The sequence below is a fragment of the Conexibacter sp. JCM 18997 genome (assembly GCF_055391915.1).
Map to the genome: position 1 here is coordinate 2,708,062 of NZ_AP043885.1, position 15,240 is coordinate 2,723,301.

A 15,240-nucleotide genomic window follows, 5' to 3' on the forward strand; every position below is an offset into this window, starting at 1 on the left:
CGGGCGGCGCGGCTACTTCGGGAGGGGTCGTCGTTCATCGAATGGCGATCCGCCGCGAGAGTAGCAACCGCTCGCGCTGGCTCAGCAGCGACGGTCCAGGAACGCGGCCCCGAGGGCCACCCAGGCCGACCCGTAGTAGGTCGGCTGCTGGGCGTCGAGGGCCTGTGCGTCGGCCAGCAGCCGGTCGCGCGCGGCCTCGTCACCGGCGGCGTGTGCGCCGGCCGCGGCGGCGACCAGCGCGACCGGCGTGCGGGTCGCGCCCGGCACGCCGTGGGAGTCCTCGCTGCGGGGCAGGATCGCCGGGTCGCCGGCGGTCAGCAGCGGGGCCAGCGCGGCCGCGACACCGCGAGCGGCGGGATCGCAGGACTCGGCCAGGCGGATCGGCAGGCGGACGGCGTCGTATCCGTAGGTCGCCGTCGCGCCCGGATCGTCGGGCGGGCCGGTCGCGGTCGCGCGGGCCGTGGCGGTGGCCCAGTCGGGCGGCAGCCGCGGGCCGCGGGTCAGCGCGCGGGCGGCGGCGATGCCGTTGCGGCGCACCCGGCTCCAGGCGCGGCGGTCGCCCAGGCGCCCGAGCAGCGTCTCGGCGGCGGGCGAGGCGTAGCTGGGGTTCAGCACGCCGCGGTCGCGCGCCCACGGCCCGGCCACCAGGCGCCCGCCGACGGTCTCCTCGCGCAGGATCGCCCGGGCCAGGTCCCGGGCCTCGCGCCGCAGCGCGGGCCGGTCGAAGCGCTGGGCGGCCAAGGTCAGCGCGCGGGCCGTGTCGACGTCGGCGTCGGCTGCGGGCTCGTCGTCGACGACCCGGCCGTCCTGCCAGTGCCAGGCCATTAGCCCGTCGTCGCGCTGCAGGTTCGCCCGCGTCCAGCGCCAGGCCCGGTCGAAGCGCGCCTCGTCGCCGTGCAACGCGGTCAGCAGGAGCGCGTAGGCCTGCCCTTCGCTGACCGTGTCGCCGCCCTGGTCGTGGCGCACGACGCGGCCGTCGGCGTCCAGGTAGCGGTCCAGGAACGCGTCGGCGGCGGCGCGCGGATCGATCGCGGACGCCCGGTCGCTGCCGCCGCAGCCGGCGCTGAGCAGCGCGACCGCCAGCAGGGTGATGGCCAGCAGGCGCCTCAGGCGGCCACCCGCTCCTCGGATCGCTCGGCGACACCGGCGGCCTGGGCCTCGGCGGTGCGCGTGGGCACCAGCGCGGGCCACAGGCCGACGGTCAGCACGGTGACGTGCAGCGCGGCGAACGCGACGTTGTTCAGCGTCGCCGGGTCGAGGCCGCGGGCCATCCCGAGGATCGCCGTCCCCACGAGCACGGCGACCGCGATCAGCGAGGGGATCACGGCGCGCGGCTGCGGGCGCGCCTCCCCGGTCTTCGGCGTCACCACGAAGCGCCCGCGGCGGCGCAGCAGCGTGAGGATCGTCGCCTGCACGTGGATCCACCAGCTGGCGCTGGCCAGCGCGAACCCGCCGAACGTGTACGCGCCGCCGCCGGCGATCGCCACCGCGTACAGCGCCATGCCGAAGTACGGCGCGAAGTGGATCAGGAACTGGTCGGCCGTCGCCTCCCCCAGCGGCTGCGCGCCGGTGAGGATCCGCAGGACGGGCATCGACATGTAGATCAGCACCGTCCAGCCCGACAGGAAGTACATGCCCGACAGCGCGTACTGCGCCTTCAGCCGCCAGGGCAGCTCGGCCCGCAGCGCGCGGGGCAGCGCCGACAGGCATCCGCGCGCCCAGCGCTGCTGCTGGGAGACGTAGGAGGCCATGTCGGCCGGACCCAGGCCCTGGGCCAGCACCTCGGGCAGGTAGGCCGTGTGCCAGCCGCGCTCGTGCAGGCCGATCGACAGCTCGAAGTCCTCGGTCAGCGAGCCCTCCGGGAACCCGCCCACGTCGTCCAGCGCGGCCCGCCGGAAGACGACGTTGGTGCCGCAGCAGAACGTCGCCCCGTGCCCGTCCTTGCCGCGGGCGATCGCCCCGAAGAACAGCGCCTGCTGCGCCCAGGCCCCGGCCGACACGCCGCCGTCGGCGTGGTTGGCGTAGTACTGCGGCGTCTGGACGAACGCGGCGCGGTCGTCGGCCTCCAGCTCGCCCAGGGTGGCCTCCAGCAGGTCCGGCGCGGGCACGTGGTCGCAGTCGAGCACGAGCACGAAGGGCGCCCGGGCGTGGGCCAGCGCGTGGTTGACGTTGCCGGCCTTGGCCCCCTCGCGCTGGGCCCGGGCCAGGTAGCGGGCGCCGTGGCGGTCGGCCACGCGGCGCATCGCGGTGGAGGCGCCGTCGTCCAGCAACCACACGTTGACGCGCGCGCCGCGCAGAGCGGCGGCCGCGGCGACGGTCGGCTCGACGACCGCGATCGGCTCGTCGTAGACCGGGATCAGCACGTCGACCTCGGGGCCGGGCGCGGTCGCCGCCCGCTGCCGGGGCCGGCGGGCGCGGCGGCGCTGACGCGACACCGTCCACCAGAAGCCCATCGCCTGAGTGAAGTTGAACAGCTCGGCGGCGATCAGCAGGCCGAACAGCACGGGCTGACCGACGCGCTCGGGGCGCATGAGCCAGGTCAGGTAGAGCAGGCCCAGCGGGATCGCGATCAGCGCCATGACGCGCATCACGGCGTTGGCGTGGCGGGTGCCGCGGGCGTCCCACGTGGGCGCGGCCAGGCGCGGATCGGTCGTGGTCGTCGGCTGGCTCACTGGTAGGCCCACACCTTCACCTGGGGTCGCTGGAAGCGCTGGACGAGATCGCGGTCGCGCGACAGGCGGTCCAGGCCCGCGCGCACCGCGGCGCGCTCGGCGGGCTGGTCCTGGAAGGAGCCGAGCACGAAGACGCGGGTGGCGCGGCTCGCGTCGCCGTTGGCCAGGCCGCCCGACAGGGACTCGGTGCGCAGGCCGGGCGCGTAGTAGCGGACGACGTCGGCCAGGTACCTCGGCTCGTACAGCACGAGGTCGCCGGGCCGCGCCTCCCGGGCGATCTGCTGCAGCGCGCCCTCGAAGTCGTAGACGCGCGGGTTGCCGCGGTTGAGCAGCTGGTCGGCCGACGCCGCGGCCATCGACGTGGCCAGCGCGGCCGACAGGACGACCACGCCGACCGTGCCCCGCGCCCAACCGGTCGCCGCGCGGGCCAGCAGCAGGACGGCCAGCGGCGCGAGCGCGGCGAAGTAGCGGATCTCGAACAGGAACGGCTTGAGCTCGCCGACGAGGTACAGCGCGGCGGCGGGCAGCAGCGCGCAGGCCGCCACGAGCAGCGTGCGCGGCGAGCGGCCCCGGCCCAGCAGGGCCAGCGCGACGAGCAGGCCCAGCGGCCACAGCGACGTGATCGCCGCCATCGTGCCGTCGGAGTGGTAGCCCCACAGCGCCCACACCAGGTTCGTCAGCGCCACGTAGACGCCCGGCTGGGTGCGCGTGTCGGACACGTCGGCGCCCGCCTGCGAGGGCTGGTCGAAGCCCTTGCCCGCCGCCTCGTTGGCGTGGAACTGGTCGAGCATCAAGGGCAGCAGCGGTGCCAGCAGCACGGCCAGCGCCACGATCGACAGCAGCCAGGCGCGCAGGAAGCGGCGGTCGCGGTCGCGCAGCGCGACGATCAGGAAGGCCGCCTGCTGGACGCCGACGACGAGGATCCCGAAGTACTGGGTCCACAGCAGCGCGCCGGAGGCGAGCACGTACAGCGCCCAGTCGCCCAGCCCGCCGCGACGCAACACGCGCAGCTGGCCCAGCAGCGCGAGCGTGGCGAACAGCATGAACAGGGAGTACATGCGCGCCTCCTGGCCGTACCAGACAAGGAACGGCGCGACGGCGCCCAGCGCCGCGGCGACGAGGCCCGCGCGGCGGTCCCACAGCTCGGTCGCGGTCAGGTACAGGACGGGCACCAGCGCGGCGCCGGCCAGGTAGGACGGCGCGCGCATGATCAGCTCGTCGGTGCCCAGCGTGTGGGCCAGCGACCACTCGATCAGGTGGTGCAGCGGCGGGTGCACGTCGAACTGCGAGAGCGACTGGAACAGGCCGCCCAGCGACATCTGGGCCTGGGTGATCGTCGTCGCCTCGTCCAGCCAGATGCCGCGGTTGGCCACCATCCGCACGGCCAGGGCGACGGCGGTCAGCGCGGCCACGGCGAGCGTGACGGCGCTGATGCGCGCGCGCCAGGGGACGCTCGGCGCGGTGCGCGCCGGCAGGCGGAGCACGACGCCGGACGCGCTGGTGGCCACGAGCGCGACCATCGCGGCCAGCGTGATCAGCGCGGTCGAGCGCGCGTCGTCGGCCAGCGCGACCAGCGCGATCGCCTGGGCCAGCGTGATGGCCACCGGCGCGGCCAGCGCGCGCAGCGTGGGCTGGGTGGCGCAGCGTTGGGCGATCAGCACCCGGGCCACGCCGAACAGCGCCATCGCGGCGACGTAGGGCACGGCCAGCGCGCCGACGCCGGCGTAGTCGTCCCCGAACGCGGCGGTGATCAGGTCGGCCGGCATCACGGCCACGGCGGCCACCGCGGCCAGCCCGAGCGCGGCGGCGGCGCCGACCGCGGCGCCCAGCGCGCCGGGCTCGCCGTCGCGGGCGCGCGGCAGCAGCACGAGCGGGATCGTGGTCGAGGCGAACGCGGCCAGCCCGCCGAGCGTGGAGAGCACGGCGAAGGCACCGGCCTGGTCGCCGTCCAGCAGCGCGTTGGCGAACACGACGTCCTGGTTCTGCAGCAGCGCCAGGGCCAGGAACACGGCGGCGGTGATCCACGCCGCCCGCCCGCCCACCCGTTGTCCGCTCGAGCCCGCATGCCGGGTCGAAGCGGACAACGGCGCGGCGGGGCGCGTGGCCCCGAGCGCGACCCAGCCGCCGGCGACGACGCCGATCGCGCCGCCCACCGGGCCCAGCGTGGCCAGCAACGGCAGGCCGAGGGCCAGGCGCAGCACCGGCTCGGCGCCGAGGCTGAGCGCGACGCGCCCGTGGTCGCGCTCGCCGTACAGGCGACCGCGCTCCAGCGCCAGCCACGGCGCGACGGGCACGCCGCAGGCCAGCACCAGGAGCAGCGCGGCGGGCAGGCCGAGCAGGCCGGCCAGCGGCACCGCGGCCAGCGCGACGATCGCCCCGGCGGCCAGACCACCGGCGATCGCCCGACGGCGTGCGTGCGGCACGACGCCCGGGGTCAGCGCACCACCCGCGCTCAGCGAGGAGGCGGGCACGTGCACGACGAGGTACAGCGCCAGGAACGCGGCCAGGTCGGCGAACGCCCCCGGCGCGAGCAGGTGCGCGGCGGCGACCGCGAAGACGAGGTTGCCGAGGCCGGAGGAGACCTGCGCGGCGGCCGGGAGCGCCTGCGCGCGCAGGACGCCGCCCCGGCGCAACGGCTGGGACAGGCTGGAGATCACGCGCGCACCGCCTCGGCCGTCTGCGGGTCCCAGGCCACCGGGCGCAGCGGGAGCGAGCCGATCGTGTCGGCGTCGGCGTTGCGCCCGCCGTCCAGCACCAGGCGCAGCAGCCGGAAGCCCTCCTCGGCGGCCGCGTACTGCGCGCGCACGGCGGCGGCGCTCGGCGCCTGCGCCGCCTGGACGGCGGCCAGGATCGCCGCGCCCAGGCGGGCGGGGTCGGCACCGGGCGCCAGCGTCGGCTGGGCCAGGCGCCGGGCCAGGCCCGCGAGCTTGGGCTCGTGGGCGTAGGCGACCGTCGGCACTCCCGCCGCGGCGGCGGCGACCAGCGCGTGGAAGCGCTGGGCCACGACGAGCCGGGCGCCGGCGAAGCGCCCACGCGCCTCCAGCAGATCGGCCGGGGGCACCTCGATGCGCGCCGTGCCGCCCAGCCGGGTGTTGACGGCCCGAGCCAGGTCGATGTCGTCGCGCTGGCCCACCCGCCCGACCTGCCAGGGCTGCAGCGAGACGGCCAGGCCCGCGGCCAGGACCGGCACCAGCGTCGCGGCCAGCTCGTCGGCCAGGGTCTGGTCGCCGGCGTCGTGTGACAGCGCGACGACGACCTCGTCCGCCGGTCCGGCGGGCGCCTCGACGGGGACGTCCAGCAGCGGCCAGGTGGCGTCGGCGCCGATGCGGAAGGGCGCGGGCGCGCCGGCCTGGACGAGCACGTCGGCCGACTCCTCGTCGCGCAGCACGAGCAGGCTGGCCTGGTGGACGAGCCGGCGGGCGAGCACGCGGCTGCGCCCGCGGCGCAACGGCGCCGCGCCGACGCCGACCAGCGCCAGCGGCTTGCCCAGGGCGCGCGTGCCGAAGCCCAGGGCCAGCGCCCGCGCGAGCAGGTCAGCGGCCGGGCGGCCGGTGGCCGGGCGCAGCTCCTTGAAGATCGTGCCGCCCGCGAAGACCACCGCGTCGGCGCCGCGGACGCGGCGCATGACCGTCGTCGGGTCGCCGGGCGCGACGACCTCGACCCCGGGCAGGCCCGTGGGGGCGCCGGAGGTGGCGACGATGTCGTGGCCGGCGAGCGCCTGCGCGAACGACTGCAGCAGGGCGTCGTCGCCCGGGTTGCGCTGCCCGAAGGCGCCGGCCAGAACGATGCGGGCCATCAGGCGGCCACCCCCGCGTACAGGTCGAGGTGGCGTTGCGCGACGGCGGGCCAGGTGCGATCGGCGGCCATCGACTCGGCCGTCGTGCCCAGCTCGCCCAGCAGCGTGCGGTCGGCGGCCAGCGTGCGCAGGGCGCGGCCCAGCGCGCCCGCCTCACGCGGCGCGGTCAGCGTGGCGGGCGCGCCGGCGCAGGCGGCCAGCTCGGGCGAGAGCAGCAGCGGCGTGCGGTGGGCCAGCGCGAGGGCCAGCGCGCCGGAGCTCGACACGGGCTGGGGATAGGGGAACAGCGCGAGGTCGGCGGCGGTGAACCAGGGACCGACCTCGAGGTCGGGCACGTGGCCGGTGAAGCGCACGTGCGGGGCCATCGCCCGCAGCTCGCGGACGTAGGCCTCCCCCACCCGCGGGTGCGCCCCGCCGGCGACGACGAGCTGGACGGACCGGCCCGCCTCGGCGGCGGCGGCGATCGCCACCTCCAGGCCCTTGTACGGCGCCAGGAAGCCGAAGCACAGCACGGTCAGGCGGTCCTCGTCCCCGGCCAGGCCCAGCGCGGCGCGGGCGGTGGCGCGATCCAGGGGCGGGGCCGGCTCGACGCCGTGGGGGACGACGGTGGCGCCCGGCACGGCAGCGGCGAAGGCCGGCTCGTGCACGACGACCGCGTCGGCCTGGCGGCGCAGCGTCTCGCGGACGACGGCCAGGCCGGCGCGTGCCACCGAGGCCGGCGCGCGCACGCGGTGCAGGCGGGTGAACGCGGCGTCCACGGCCCCCGCGGCGACGACGTGGTGCATCGTCACGACCGAGGCCGGGCGGCCGCGACGCAGCCGGCGCATGGCGCCGACCAGGCCGGGCACGGCCGACGGGCCGCCGTACAGGAACGTCTCGTGCTGGACGTGGACGGTCGCCGCCCCGGTCGCGCAGGCGGCCCGCACCGCGTGGTCCAGGCCGCGCGGACCCGGCCCGAAGCGGCGCTGCACGCGCACGCGACCGTCGTCGTGGTCGCGCGGCGCGGCGGCGTCGTAGGGCGCGACGACGGTCACGTCGGCGCCGGCGCCGGCCAGCGCCCCGGCCAGGTTGGCGGTGTAGGAGGCGACGCCGGAGCTGCCGCCGTGGCGGACGCCGGGCGTCGGGTAGGGCGCGATCAGCGTGACGTCAGGCCGCATGGGCCGCCCCCGATCCAGCCCGGACCCGACGCCGGACCGACGTGCCCCACAGCCGCAGCAGCGAGGCACCCATCTTGCGCGTGTCCGCCACCGCGTCGACCCGCGAGCCGTCCTGGTCGACCCACACGGTCGGCACCTCGACGACCTCGTGGCCGAGCTCCCGCGCGGTCATCAGCAGGTCGACGTCGAACAGCAGGTCGTTGGCGGTCGTGCGCTGGGCCACCGCGCGGGCCACCTCGCCGCGCAGCACCTTGGCGCCGCACTGCGTGTCCCGGTAGGGCATGCCGAGCAGGCGCCGCACCCCGAACGCGAAGCCCGCGCTGGTCACGCGGCGGGCCAGCGGCCGGCTGACCGGGAGCACCGCCGCCGGGTGATGGCGCGAGGCGATCGCGCCGTCGGTGTGCCCGGCGATGTCGACCAGGCGCAGCAGCTCGGCGGGCGGAGTCGCCCCGTCGGCGTCGACGAAGCCGACCAGCTCGGCGTCGCTGCGGCGGAAGGTCTCGGCGATCACGCCGCCCTTGCCGAGCTTGGGATAGGCGTGCAGCTCCACGCGCCCGTCGACCGCCCGATGCTCGCCGACGATCTCGGCGGTGCGGTCGGTGCAGGCGTCCATCGCGACGTGGAATCGGGTGTCCGGATCAGGGCAGCCCGCGCGGTAGGCGGTCAGCATCCGCCCGATGCGGTGCTCCTCGTTGTGAGCGGGGATGACGATGTCCAGGCGCAACTCGGCCTCCACGAGCTAGTCGGGTTTGCGGTGCTCTCCTGACTCTCGGTGCCGAGGTCCCGCCGGACCCAAGTGGTGCGTACCGATGGCGGGTTGCCGTGGCGCCGTGCGGCGGCGGCGCGACGTGCGCCACCGTCCAACGGAGTCAGGACAGGTAACCACGCCCCGGGGGCCATCGTTGCGGTCGTGTGACCGGGATCACACGAGTCCGCAACATCTTGGTCACTCAGTCCAGCGAGCGGATGCGCGCGTTGGACACGAGGACCCGGTTGGCCGGTCCCCGGGCGTCCTCCCAGGCCACGACCAGTCGCCCACCGGACAGCGCGACGGCCGGCCGCCACTGGTTCGTGGCCGACCGCGACACCGTCAGCGTCCGTCGCCCGGAGGACAGCCGGATCGCTCCGACGCCGTCGGAGTGGTCCTGGTAGGCCACCAGCGGCGTGCCGCCGGCCGTCAGCGCCAGCGCGGGGTTGACGGCGATCGCGCCGATGTCCCCGCCGACGATGCGGCTCGACGTCCCCAGCGCGACCTGGTAGCTGGGCGCGGGGGCGATCGTCGGCGCCTTGGAGTAGTTCGTCCAGGCCACCAGCGGCCCACCCCGGCCGACGGCCACCGACGGCGCGTCGTCCAGCGCCTCGCGGTCGGTCGGGTTCGTGCTGATCTTGCGCAGCGCCCCGAAGCGCGCGCCGCCGTCGCCCGAGCGGCGCCCGACGATGCGCCAGTCGTAGGAGCGGAAGTCGGTCCAGGCCACGGTCACGTCGCGGCCGCGGGCACCGACCGACACGGCCCAGTCGTTGTCGAGCTGCTCGGCCTCGTCGACCGTCGCGCCGTAGGGGTCCAGCAGCCGCGCCCGACCGGCCCGGTCACCGTCGACGCGCGCGCCGTAGACCCGGGCCAGGTCGTCGCGCGTGTCGATCCAGGCCACGTAGGCCGAGGCCGGGCCGGTCGCGGCGATCGACGGCACCGACTGCTGGCCGCGGGCCTGGGAGACCGCGCGGCCGCGATCCCAGGCGCGACCGCGATCGCCCGACGTGAACAGCCGGGTGCGCCCGCCGTCGTCCAGCGCGATCCACGCGCGCCGGGCGCCGACGGCCACGCTGGGCGTGGTCCCGCGGCCGACCGTTCGCGCGCGGCTCCAGTGCCGCCCGGCGTCGGTCGAGCGGGCGGCGCGCACGCGGCCGCCGTCGTCCCACGCCGCGACGACCAGCCGGCCGCGCGCGCCCAGCGCGACGTTGCGCTGCGCCCGGCGGGAGGACGCGATCGGCCGGGCGGCGCTGAACGGCGCGCTGGCGGCGATCCGCTCGCCCGAGGCTCCGGGCTGATCCAGCGTCACGTCCTGGAACACCGTGCCCTCGACCTGGCCGCCGCGACAGGGCCCCGGCTCGATCGACGGGCAGGCCGGGTTGCCGGCCTGAGGCAGCTGCAGCACGGCGCCGGCGGCCAGCGTCTGGCGGCGCGGCACGATCGCCGCGCTCGTCGGGTCCGGCACGCCGAAGGGCATCACCGCGGCAAAGCCGGGCGCCGGGTCCTGACCGACCAGCGCGCCGCTGGGGCCGGTGCCGGCCTCTGTGGGCTTGCGCACCAGGTGCGACTGCGCGTCGGCGGAGAAGTCGAACAGGTTGCCGGTCATCGACGGGAGCGCCAGCGCCTGCAGCGACGGGTGGCGCAGGACGTCGGAGTAGCCCGACGCCTTCAGGTTGTCCGGCGCCCAGCCGCCGTCGGCGCCGACGGTGTCGCCGACGAAGAACTCGGGCTGGATCAGCAGCTGCGCGCCGTCGGCGTCGAGGCGGTCGAGCACGTCGGGCATCCACGCGTCCTTGGACGTGACGATGCCCAGGCGCCCGGCGGGCGTGGCGATCGCGCGCACGTCGGTCGGCGAGCCGGGCTGCAGGTCCAGCTGCGACGGCAGCTCGATCGGCGTCAGGTAGGCCTTCACCTGCCGGCCCAGGATCCGGCCGTCGGGGCCGAAGACGAGCGCCATGTTGACCGCGTCGGGCGTGGTCGCCTCGTAGGCGTAGGTGCGGTCGGGCTCGTCGGGCGAGCGCAGCCGGGCCACCAGCGCGGGATCCTCGGCGTCACAGCCGGCGGCGCCGGGCGGCGGCTGGAAGGTGGCCTTGGACGTGCAGACGATCCGCCAGGTACGGGCCATGTTCACGCCGGCCACCAGCGTCACGTCGAGCCGGTCGGCCAGCTCGGCGAACGTCTCGACGGCGACCCGTCCGAAGGTGTCGGTCAGGGAGACGGCGAGCAGGCGCGTGGGCAGCGGGCGCTTGGTCAGCGCCGGGTACTTGGCCGCGTAGAAGGCGCTGACGTCGCCGTAGCTGCCGATCAGCGCGACGACCGCGTCGACCAGCCCGGTCGTGTCGCGGGCCGCGGCGCCCCGCGATCCGGTGAACGCGGCCAGCAGGCCGAGGTCCTCGGGCAGCGTGACCAGGTCGCGGCCGTTGCCCAGCAGGTGCGAGGCGACGTCACCCGCGCCGCTCTGGATCGGCGGCACGCCCGGCCGGCCGCGCTCGCCGGCGTCGACCAGCGCGAGCAGCTTGTCGTGGAAGTGCGCGCGCGTGTCGATCCAATCGGGCGAGATGCGCGGCCCGACCGCGAAGGTCCTCGTCGTCGCGGCGTGTGCGGTCGCTGCCCCCAGCCCCGCCACGGCGGCCAGCGTGCAGGCCGCCGCCAGCGCGCGCCTCACAGGTCGTCGATCGCCTCGGCGAGCTGCTTGTCGTTGTCGGTGATCGTGTGACCCTCGCTGTGCGTCGACAGCGTCAGGCGGACCTGGTTCCAGTCGTGGATGAGGATGTCCGGGTGGTGGCCGCGCGTCTCGGCGACCTTGGCCACCTGGTTGACGAACGCCAGCGCCGCGGCGAAGTCCGGAAACTCATAGTCCTGCACCAGCGCGCCGCTGTCCTCTCGCCAAGCCATACCCTTCTCCCTCGTGCGGATCGTGTCGCTCGTCCCCCATGCCACGGAGCTGCTGTTCGCGCTCGGGCTGGGTGACCAGGTCGTGGGCGTGACCCACGAGTGCGACCATCCTACGGCGGCGCTCGACCTCCCGCACGTCACCGCCGACAAGCTGCCGCCGGGGCTCTCCGCCGCCGAGATCGACGCCGCCGTGCGGGCGCGCACCGAGGCCGGCGAGTCGATCTACGACCTCGACGTCGACGTGCTGCGCGAGCTGGAGCCCGACCTGATCGTCACCCAGGAGCTGTGCGCGGTGTGCGCGGTGTCCTACGACGACGTCTGCAAGATCGTCTCCGACCTCGATCCCGAGCCGCACGTGATCTCGCTCGACCCGAAGACCTTCGGCGAGACGATCGGCGACATCCGCACGCTGTCGGACGCCACCGGGGCCAAGGAGGGCGCGTTCCTGCTGCTGACCGCGATCGCCAAGCGCGTCGAGGCGGTCAAGCAGGCCGTCGAGGGCGCCGAGCCGGTGCCCGTGGCCGCGCTGGAGTGGCTGGACCCGATCTTCGTGGCCGGGCACTGGACGCCGCAGCTGATCGAGATGGCCGGCGGCTTCGACGTGCTGGGGATGCCGGGCGAGCACTCCGAGCAGTCCACCTGGGAGGCGGTGGCCGCCGCCCAGCCCGAGGTCGTCGTCTGCATGCCCTGCGGCTACGACGCGGCGCGCGCGCTGGAGGAGGCCGAGGGCTACGGCGAGCAGCTGGCCGCGCTGGGCGCCCGCCGCGTGGTGGCCATCGACGCCTCCGGCACGTTCTCGCGCCCCGGGCCGCGGCTGGTCGAGGCGCTCGAGCTGATGGCCCACATCCTGCACCCCGACCGCGTGCCCGACGCGCCCGGTCCGGTGCTGGACGTCGACCTGCCGGGCTAGACGACTGATCTGTCTAGCCGATGTGCGGGCTGCCCAGGCCGGTCAGGCCGGACACGGCGATGGCCGCCGCGATCGCGGCCAGCGCGATCACCACGCAGCCCAGGTAGCCCAGCGCGGGCTGGCGCAGGCGGTCGCCGTACTGGAAGGCCATGATGGCCAGCGCGCCGCCGACCAGGCCGCCCAGGTGGCCGCCGATCGAGATGTTGTTGAGGAACAGGCCCAGGCCGAGGTTGATGAGGATCAGGAAGCCGATCCCCGACTCCATCGGGTTCATGCCCCGGTGGCGCATCTCGAAGAAGGCCGCGCCCATCAGGCCGAAGATCGCGCCGGAGGCGCCGACCGTGAGGACCTGCGGCTCGAGCAGCAGCGCGCCGAACGAGCCTGCGAACAGCGACACCGCGTAGATCACGGCGAAGCGCACAGAGCCGATCGCCGGCTCCAGCAGCTGGCCGAGGATGTACAGCAGGTACATGTTGAAGAGGATGTGGAAGATCGAGGCGTGCAGGAAGCCGCCGGTGATCAACCGCCAGTACTCGCCCTCGGCCACGCCGATCCCGGGCACGTTCCCGATGTGACCGATCAGCGCGAGGTTGTTCGTGATCGAGCCGCCGGCGCCGTTGAGCCCGCCTGAGCCACCCGCGATCTCCAGCAGGTACATCAGGACGTTGACGCCGATCAGCGTGACCGTCACCGGGATCGCCTGGGCGCCCGTGCGGCGCAGCGACTGCGAGGTGCGCACCTTCGTCTTCTGGCGCGAGCACTCCGGACAGCGCATGCCGACCGGGGTCGGCGTCATGCAGTCGGGACAGATGGGCCGACCGCAGGAGGAGCAGGAAACGCCGGTCTCGCGGTCGGGGTGGCGGTAACAGGTGGCCATGTTCGGCGGGCGCCGCACGATAGCGGCGGCGCCTTCAGCCCAGCTGAAGACGCCGCCGCGGCGCAGAACCGCCGAATCCGGGCTACGCGATGGGCGCCGGGGCCGGTGCCGCCTGCGCGTCCTCCTGCGCGGAGTCCTTCGGGTCCGGCTTGCCGCGCTTGACCGTCTCGCACGAGCCGTTGGGGTTCTCGGCGGTGGCGTCGGCGATCACGTCGGCGCGGTCCAGCAGCGCGGTGTCGGTGCCGTCGCCGCAGGTCACGCGGTCGGCCTCGCCGTCGCGCGTATGGATCTCGTCGTCGCCGGCGCCGCCGTCGAGCGCGTCGGCGGTGGTGTCTCCGGGTCCGGTCACGTCCTTGCGGGCCAGCGCGAACAGGCGGTCGTTCCCGTCGCCGCCGGCCACCGTGTCGACGCCGCCGTTGGCGAAGATCGTGTCGTCGCCCGCGCTGCCCTGCAGCTGGTCGTCGCCGGCGCCGCCGACGATCTTGTCGTTGCCGCTCTGGCCGTCGACCTGATCGTTGCCCGTGCCCCCGATGATCTCGTCGGCCGAGTCGCCGCCGCTGATCAGGTCGTCGCCGGCGCCGCCGCGCAGATGATCGAACGACGTCGGGTCGCCGGCGTCGTCGGCGTCGCCGCCGATGCGGTCGTTGCCGTCCCCGCCCAGCACCCAGTCGTTGCCCGCCCCGCCGGACAGGAGATCGTCACCGGCGCGGCCGGCGATCAGGTCGTCGCCGAGGTGTCCCTTCAGCACGTCGGCGTCCTTGCTGCCCACGATCCGGTCGCCCCCCGGCGTGCCGTCGACGGTCTTGGCCAGGGCGCTCGCCGGCACCAGCGCCAGCACGGCCATCGCTCCCGCGGCCATCGTCCTCGTCCTCATGTGGTCCCCCTCGGGTCGCTTGCACCACGTCGAACCCGAGCGTTTCCGCAGGGTCGCTGCGCTCCGCCGTCCTCTCACCCAGTCCTCACGCCACATGAGGAAACCGTGAGAGCGGCCGCGTGTTCCGCGCGCGCTTCGGGCATCCTGCGGCGATGCGTCGTGCGCTCGCGCTCCTGGCTGCCCTCGCCCTCCTGGGGGTCGGTGGGGTCGTCTCCGTGGCCGCGGCCGCCGATCGCCTCGGCGGTCCGGGCCCGGACGTGCTCACCGGCACCGCCGGCAACGACCGCCTCGGCGGGCGCGGCGGCGACGACCGCGTCACCGGCGGACCGGGCGACGACCTGCTCGGCGGCGGCGCGGGCAACGACCTGATCGCCGGCGACAGCGGCAACGACACGATCCTCGGCGGCGCCGGCGACGACACGCTGCTGGGCGGCGGCGGCCGCGACCTGATCATCGGCGGCCCGGGCAGCGACCTCATCGTCGGCGGCAACGCCTCCGATCGCATCGACGCGCGCGACGGCGAGCTCGACCACGTGGCCTGCGGTCGCGGGCGCGACCGCGTGCGCGCCGACGCGATCGACGACGTCGCCGCCGATTGCGAGCTGGTCAAGCGCGTGGACGCCGCCGGTGCCTGACGGCCCGGTCGTGCTGCTGGTCGACGACGACGCCGCGATCCGGCGCACGGTCGGCCAGGGGCTCGAGCTCGAGGGCTTCCAGGTCGTCGCGGCGTCCGGCGGCAGGCCGGCGCTGGTGGCCACCGAGTCGATCAACCCCGCGGTGATCCTGCTCGACCTGGCCATGCCCGACCTGGAGGGGATGGAGGTGCTGCGCACGTTGCGGGCCCGGGGCGACGACGTCCCCGTGTGCGTGCTGTCGGCCCGCGACGAGGTCGACGACCGCGTGCTCGCGCTGGAGGCCGGCGCCGACGACTTCGTGGTCAAGCCCTTCGCGCTGGAGGAGGTGGTCGCCCGTCTGAACGCGCTGCTGCGCCGCCGCCCCGCGGGCGATGGCGCCGTCCTGCGCGTCGGCGAGCTGACCCTCGATCCGCGCAGCCACGAGGCGCGCCGCGGCGAGCGCGACCTCGGCCTGACCAAGCGCGAGTTCGACCTGCTCGGGCTGTTCGCCCGCCATCCCGGCGAGGTGCTCGACCGGGCGCGCCTGCACGAGGAGGTGTGGGGCTACACGTTCGACCCGGGCACCAACGTCGCGGACGTGTTCGTGGGCTACGTGCGCCGCAAGCTGGAGGCCGGCGGTGAGCCGCGGCTGCTGCACACGGTGCGCGGCGTCGGCTTCGTGTTGCGAGACTAGGTC

General features: G+C 75.6%; 13 protein-coding genes. 3 read left to right on the forward strand and 10 right to left on the reverse strand.

Going from position 1 to position 15,240, the window contains the following annotated elements:
- Positions 1-81: 81 nt before the first annotated feature.
- The 8 genes from ACZ5UI_RS13785 to ACZ5UI_RS13820 form a co-directional block, all read right to left on the reverse strand.
- The gene (locus ACZ5UI_RS13785; RefSeq protein ID WP_464187686.1) at positions 82-1,191 is read right to left on the reverse strand and encodes a glycosyl hydrolase family 8; all 1,110 of its coding nucleotides are present in this window, start codon (positions 1,189-1,191) and stop codon (positions 82-84) included.
- Complete coding sequence (locus ACZ5UI_RS13790; RefSeq protein ID WP_464187688.1) at positions 1,107-2,672, reverse strand: glycosyltransferase family 2 protein; 1,566 nt, start codon at positions 2,670-2,672, stop codon at positions 1,107-1,109. Before ACZ5UI_RS13790 ends, ACZ5UI_RS13785 begins: the two co-directional genes overlap by 85 nt.
- A complete protein-coding gene (locus ACZ5UI_RS13795) occupies positions 2,669-5,329 on the reverse strand; it encodes a glycosyltransferase family 39 protein (RefSeq protein ID WP_464187691.1) in 2,661 nt (886 codons plus the stop codon). The genes ACZ5UI_RS13790 and ACZ5UI_RS13795 overlap by 4 nt, the downstream gene beginning before the upstream one ends.
- A complete protein-coding gene (locus tag ACZ5UI_RS13800) occupies positions 5,326-6,468 on the reverse strand; it encodes a polysaccharide pyruvyl transferase family protein (protein ID WP_464187693.1) in 1,143 nt (380 codons plus the stop codon). The genes ACZ5UI_RS13795 and ACZ5UI_RS13800 overlap by 4 nt, the downstream gene beginning before the upstream one ends.
- Positions 6,468-7,625, reverse strand: a complete 1,158-nt coding sequence (locus tag ACZ5UI_RS13805) for a glycosyltransferase (RefSeq protein ID WP_464187695.1) — start codon at positions 7,623-7,625, stop codon at positions 6,468-6,470. Before ACZ5UI_RS13805 ends, ACZ5UI_RS13800 begins: the two co-directional genes overlap by 1 nt.
- Positions 7,615-8,361, reverse strand: coding sequence for a glycosyltransferase (locus tag ACZ5UI_RS13810; protein WP_464187697.1), 747 nt, complete (start codon positions 8,359-8,361; stop codon positions 7,615-7,617). The genes ACZ5UI_RS13805 and ACZ5UI_RS13810 overlap by 11 nt, the downstream gene beginning before the upstream one ends.
- Positions 8,362-8,575: 214 nt before the next feature.
- Positions 8,576-11,038 carry a beta propeller repeat protein gene (locus ACZ5UI_RS13815; RefSeq protein ID WP_464187699.1) on the reverse strand — a complete coding sequence of 821 codons (2,463 nt, stop codon included), beginning with the start codon at positions 11,036-11,038 and terminating at the stop codon, positions 8,576-8,578.
- The gene (locus tag ACZ5UI_RS13820) at positions 11,035-11,268 is read right to left on the reverse strand and encodes a 4a-hydroxytetrahydrobiopterin dehydratase (RefSeq protein ID WP_464187701.1); all 234 of its coding nucleotides are present in this window, start codon (positions 11,266-11,268) and stop codon (positions 11,035-11,037) included. The genes ACZ5UI_RS13815 and ACZ5UI_RS13820 overlap by 4 nt, the downstream gene beginning before the upstream one ends.
- 13 nt (positions 11,269-11,281) lie before the next feature.
- Here ACZ5UI_RS13820 and ACZ5UI_RS13825 point away from each other — a divergent pair, with 13 nt between their 5' ends.
- On the forward strand, positions 11,282-12,178 hold the full coding sequence (locus ACZ5UI_RS13825; protein ID WP_464187703.1) for a cobalamin-binding protein: 897 nt from the start codon (positions 11,282-11,284) through the stop codon (positions 12,176-12,178).
- A 13-nt stretch (positions 12,179-12,191) separates the two neighbouring features.
- Here the strand turns inward: ACZ5UI_RS13825 and ACZ5UI_RS13830 are convergent, their stop codons facing one another.
- Together ACZ5UI_RS13830 and ACZ5UI_RS13835 are read right to left on the reverse strand one after the other, a co-directional pair.
- On the reverse strand, positions 12,192-12,974 hold the full coding sequence (locus ACZ5UI_RS13830; protein ID WP_464187705.1) for a rhomboid family intramembrane serine protease: 783 nt from the start codon (positions 12,972-12,974) through the stop codon (positions 12,192-12,194).
- A gap of 163 nt (positions 12,975-13,137) precedes the next feature.
- Positions 13,138-13,929 (reverse strand): calcium-binding protein, encoded by a 792-nt coding sequence (locus tag ACZ5UI_RS13835; RefSeq protein WP_464187707.1) that lies wholly within the window; start codon positions 13,927-13,929, stop codon positions 13,138-13,140.
- 152 nt (positions 13,930-14,081) lie between these two features.
- Here ACZ5UI_RS13835 and ACZ5UI_RS13840 point away from each other — a divergent pair, with 152 nt between their 5' ends.
- Both ACZ5UI_RS13840 and ACZ5UI_RS13845 read left to right on the forward strand, forming a co-directional pair.
- Positions 14,082-14,564 (forward strand): calcium-binding protein, encoded by a 483-nt coding sequence (locus tag ACZ5UI_RS13840; protein ID WP_464187709.1) that lies wholly within the window; start codon positions 14,082-14,084, stop codon positions 14,562-14,564.
- A complete protein-coding gene (locus ACZ5UI_RS13845; RefSeq protein WP_464187711.1) occupies positions 14,557-15,237 on the forward strand; it encodes a response regulator transcription factor in 681 nt (226 codons plus the stop codon). Before ACZ5UI_RS13840 ends, ACZ5UI_RS13845 begins: the two co-directional genes overlap by 8 nt.
- Positions 15,238-15,240 lie beyond the last annotated feature (3 nt).

What these genes read in the sequence shown, in the direction of transcription:
- ACZ5UI_RS13800 (WP_464187693.1), bottom strand. Translation starts at nt 6,468, where the DNA reads ATGGCCCGCATCGTTCTGGCCGGCGCCTTCGGGCAGCGCAACCCGGGC.
- ACZ5UI_RS13805 (WP_464187695.1), bottom strand. Translation starts at nt 7,625, where the DNA reads ATGCGGCCTGACGTCACGCTGATCGCGCCCTACCCGACGCCCGGCGTC.
- ACZ5UI_RS13820 (WP_464187701.1), bottom strand. Translation starts at nt 11,268, where the DNA reads ATGGCTTGGCGAGAGGACAGCGGCGCGCTGGTGCAGGACTATGAGTTT.
- ACZ5UI_RS13830 (WP_464187705.1), bottom strand. Translation starts at nt 12,974, where the DNA reads ATGACGCCGACCCCGGTCGGCATGCGCTGTCCGGAGTGCTCGCGCCAG.
- ACZ5UI_RS13835 (WP_464187707.1), bottom strand. Translation starts at nt 13,929, where the DNA reads ATGAGGACGAGGACGATGGCCGCGGGAGCGATGGCCGTGCTGGCGCTG.
- ACZ5UI_RS13840 (WP_464187709.1), top strand. Translation starts at nt 14,082, where the DNA reads ATGCGTCGTGCGCTCGCGCTCCTGGCTGCCCTCGCCCTCCTGGGGGTC.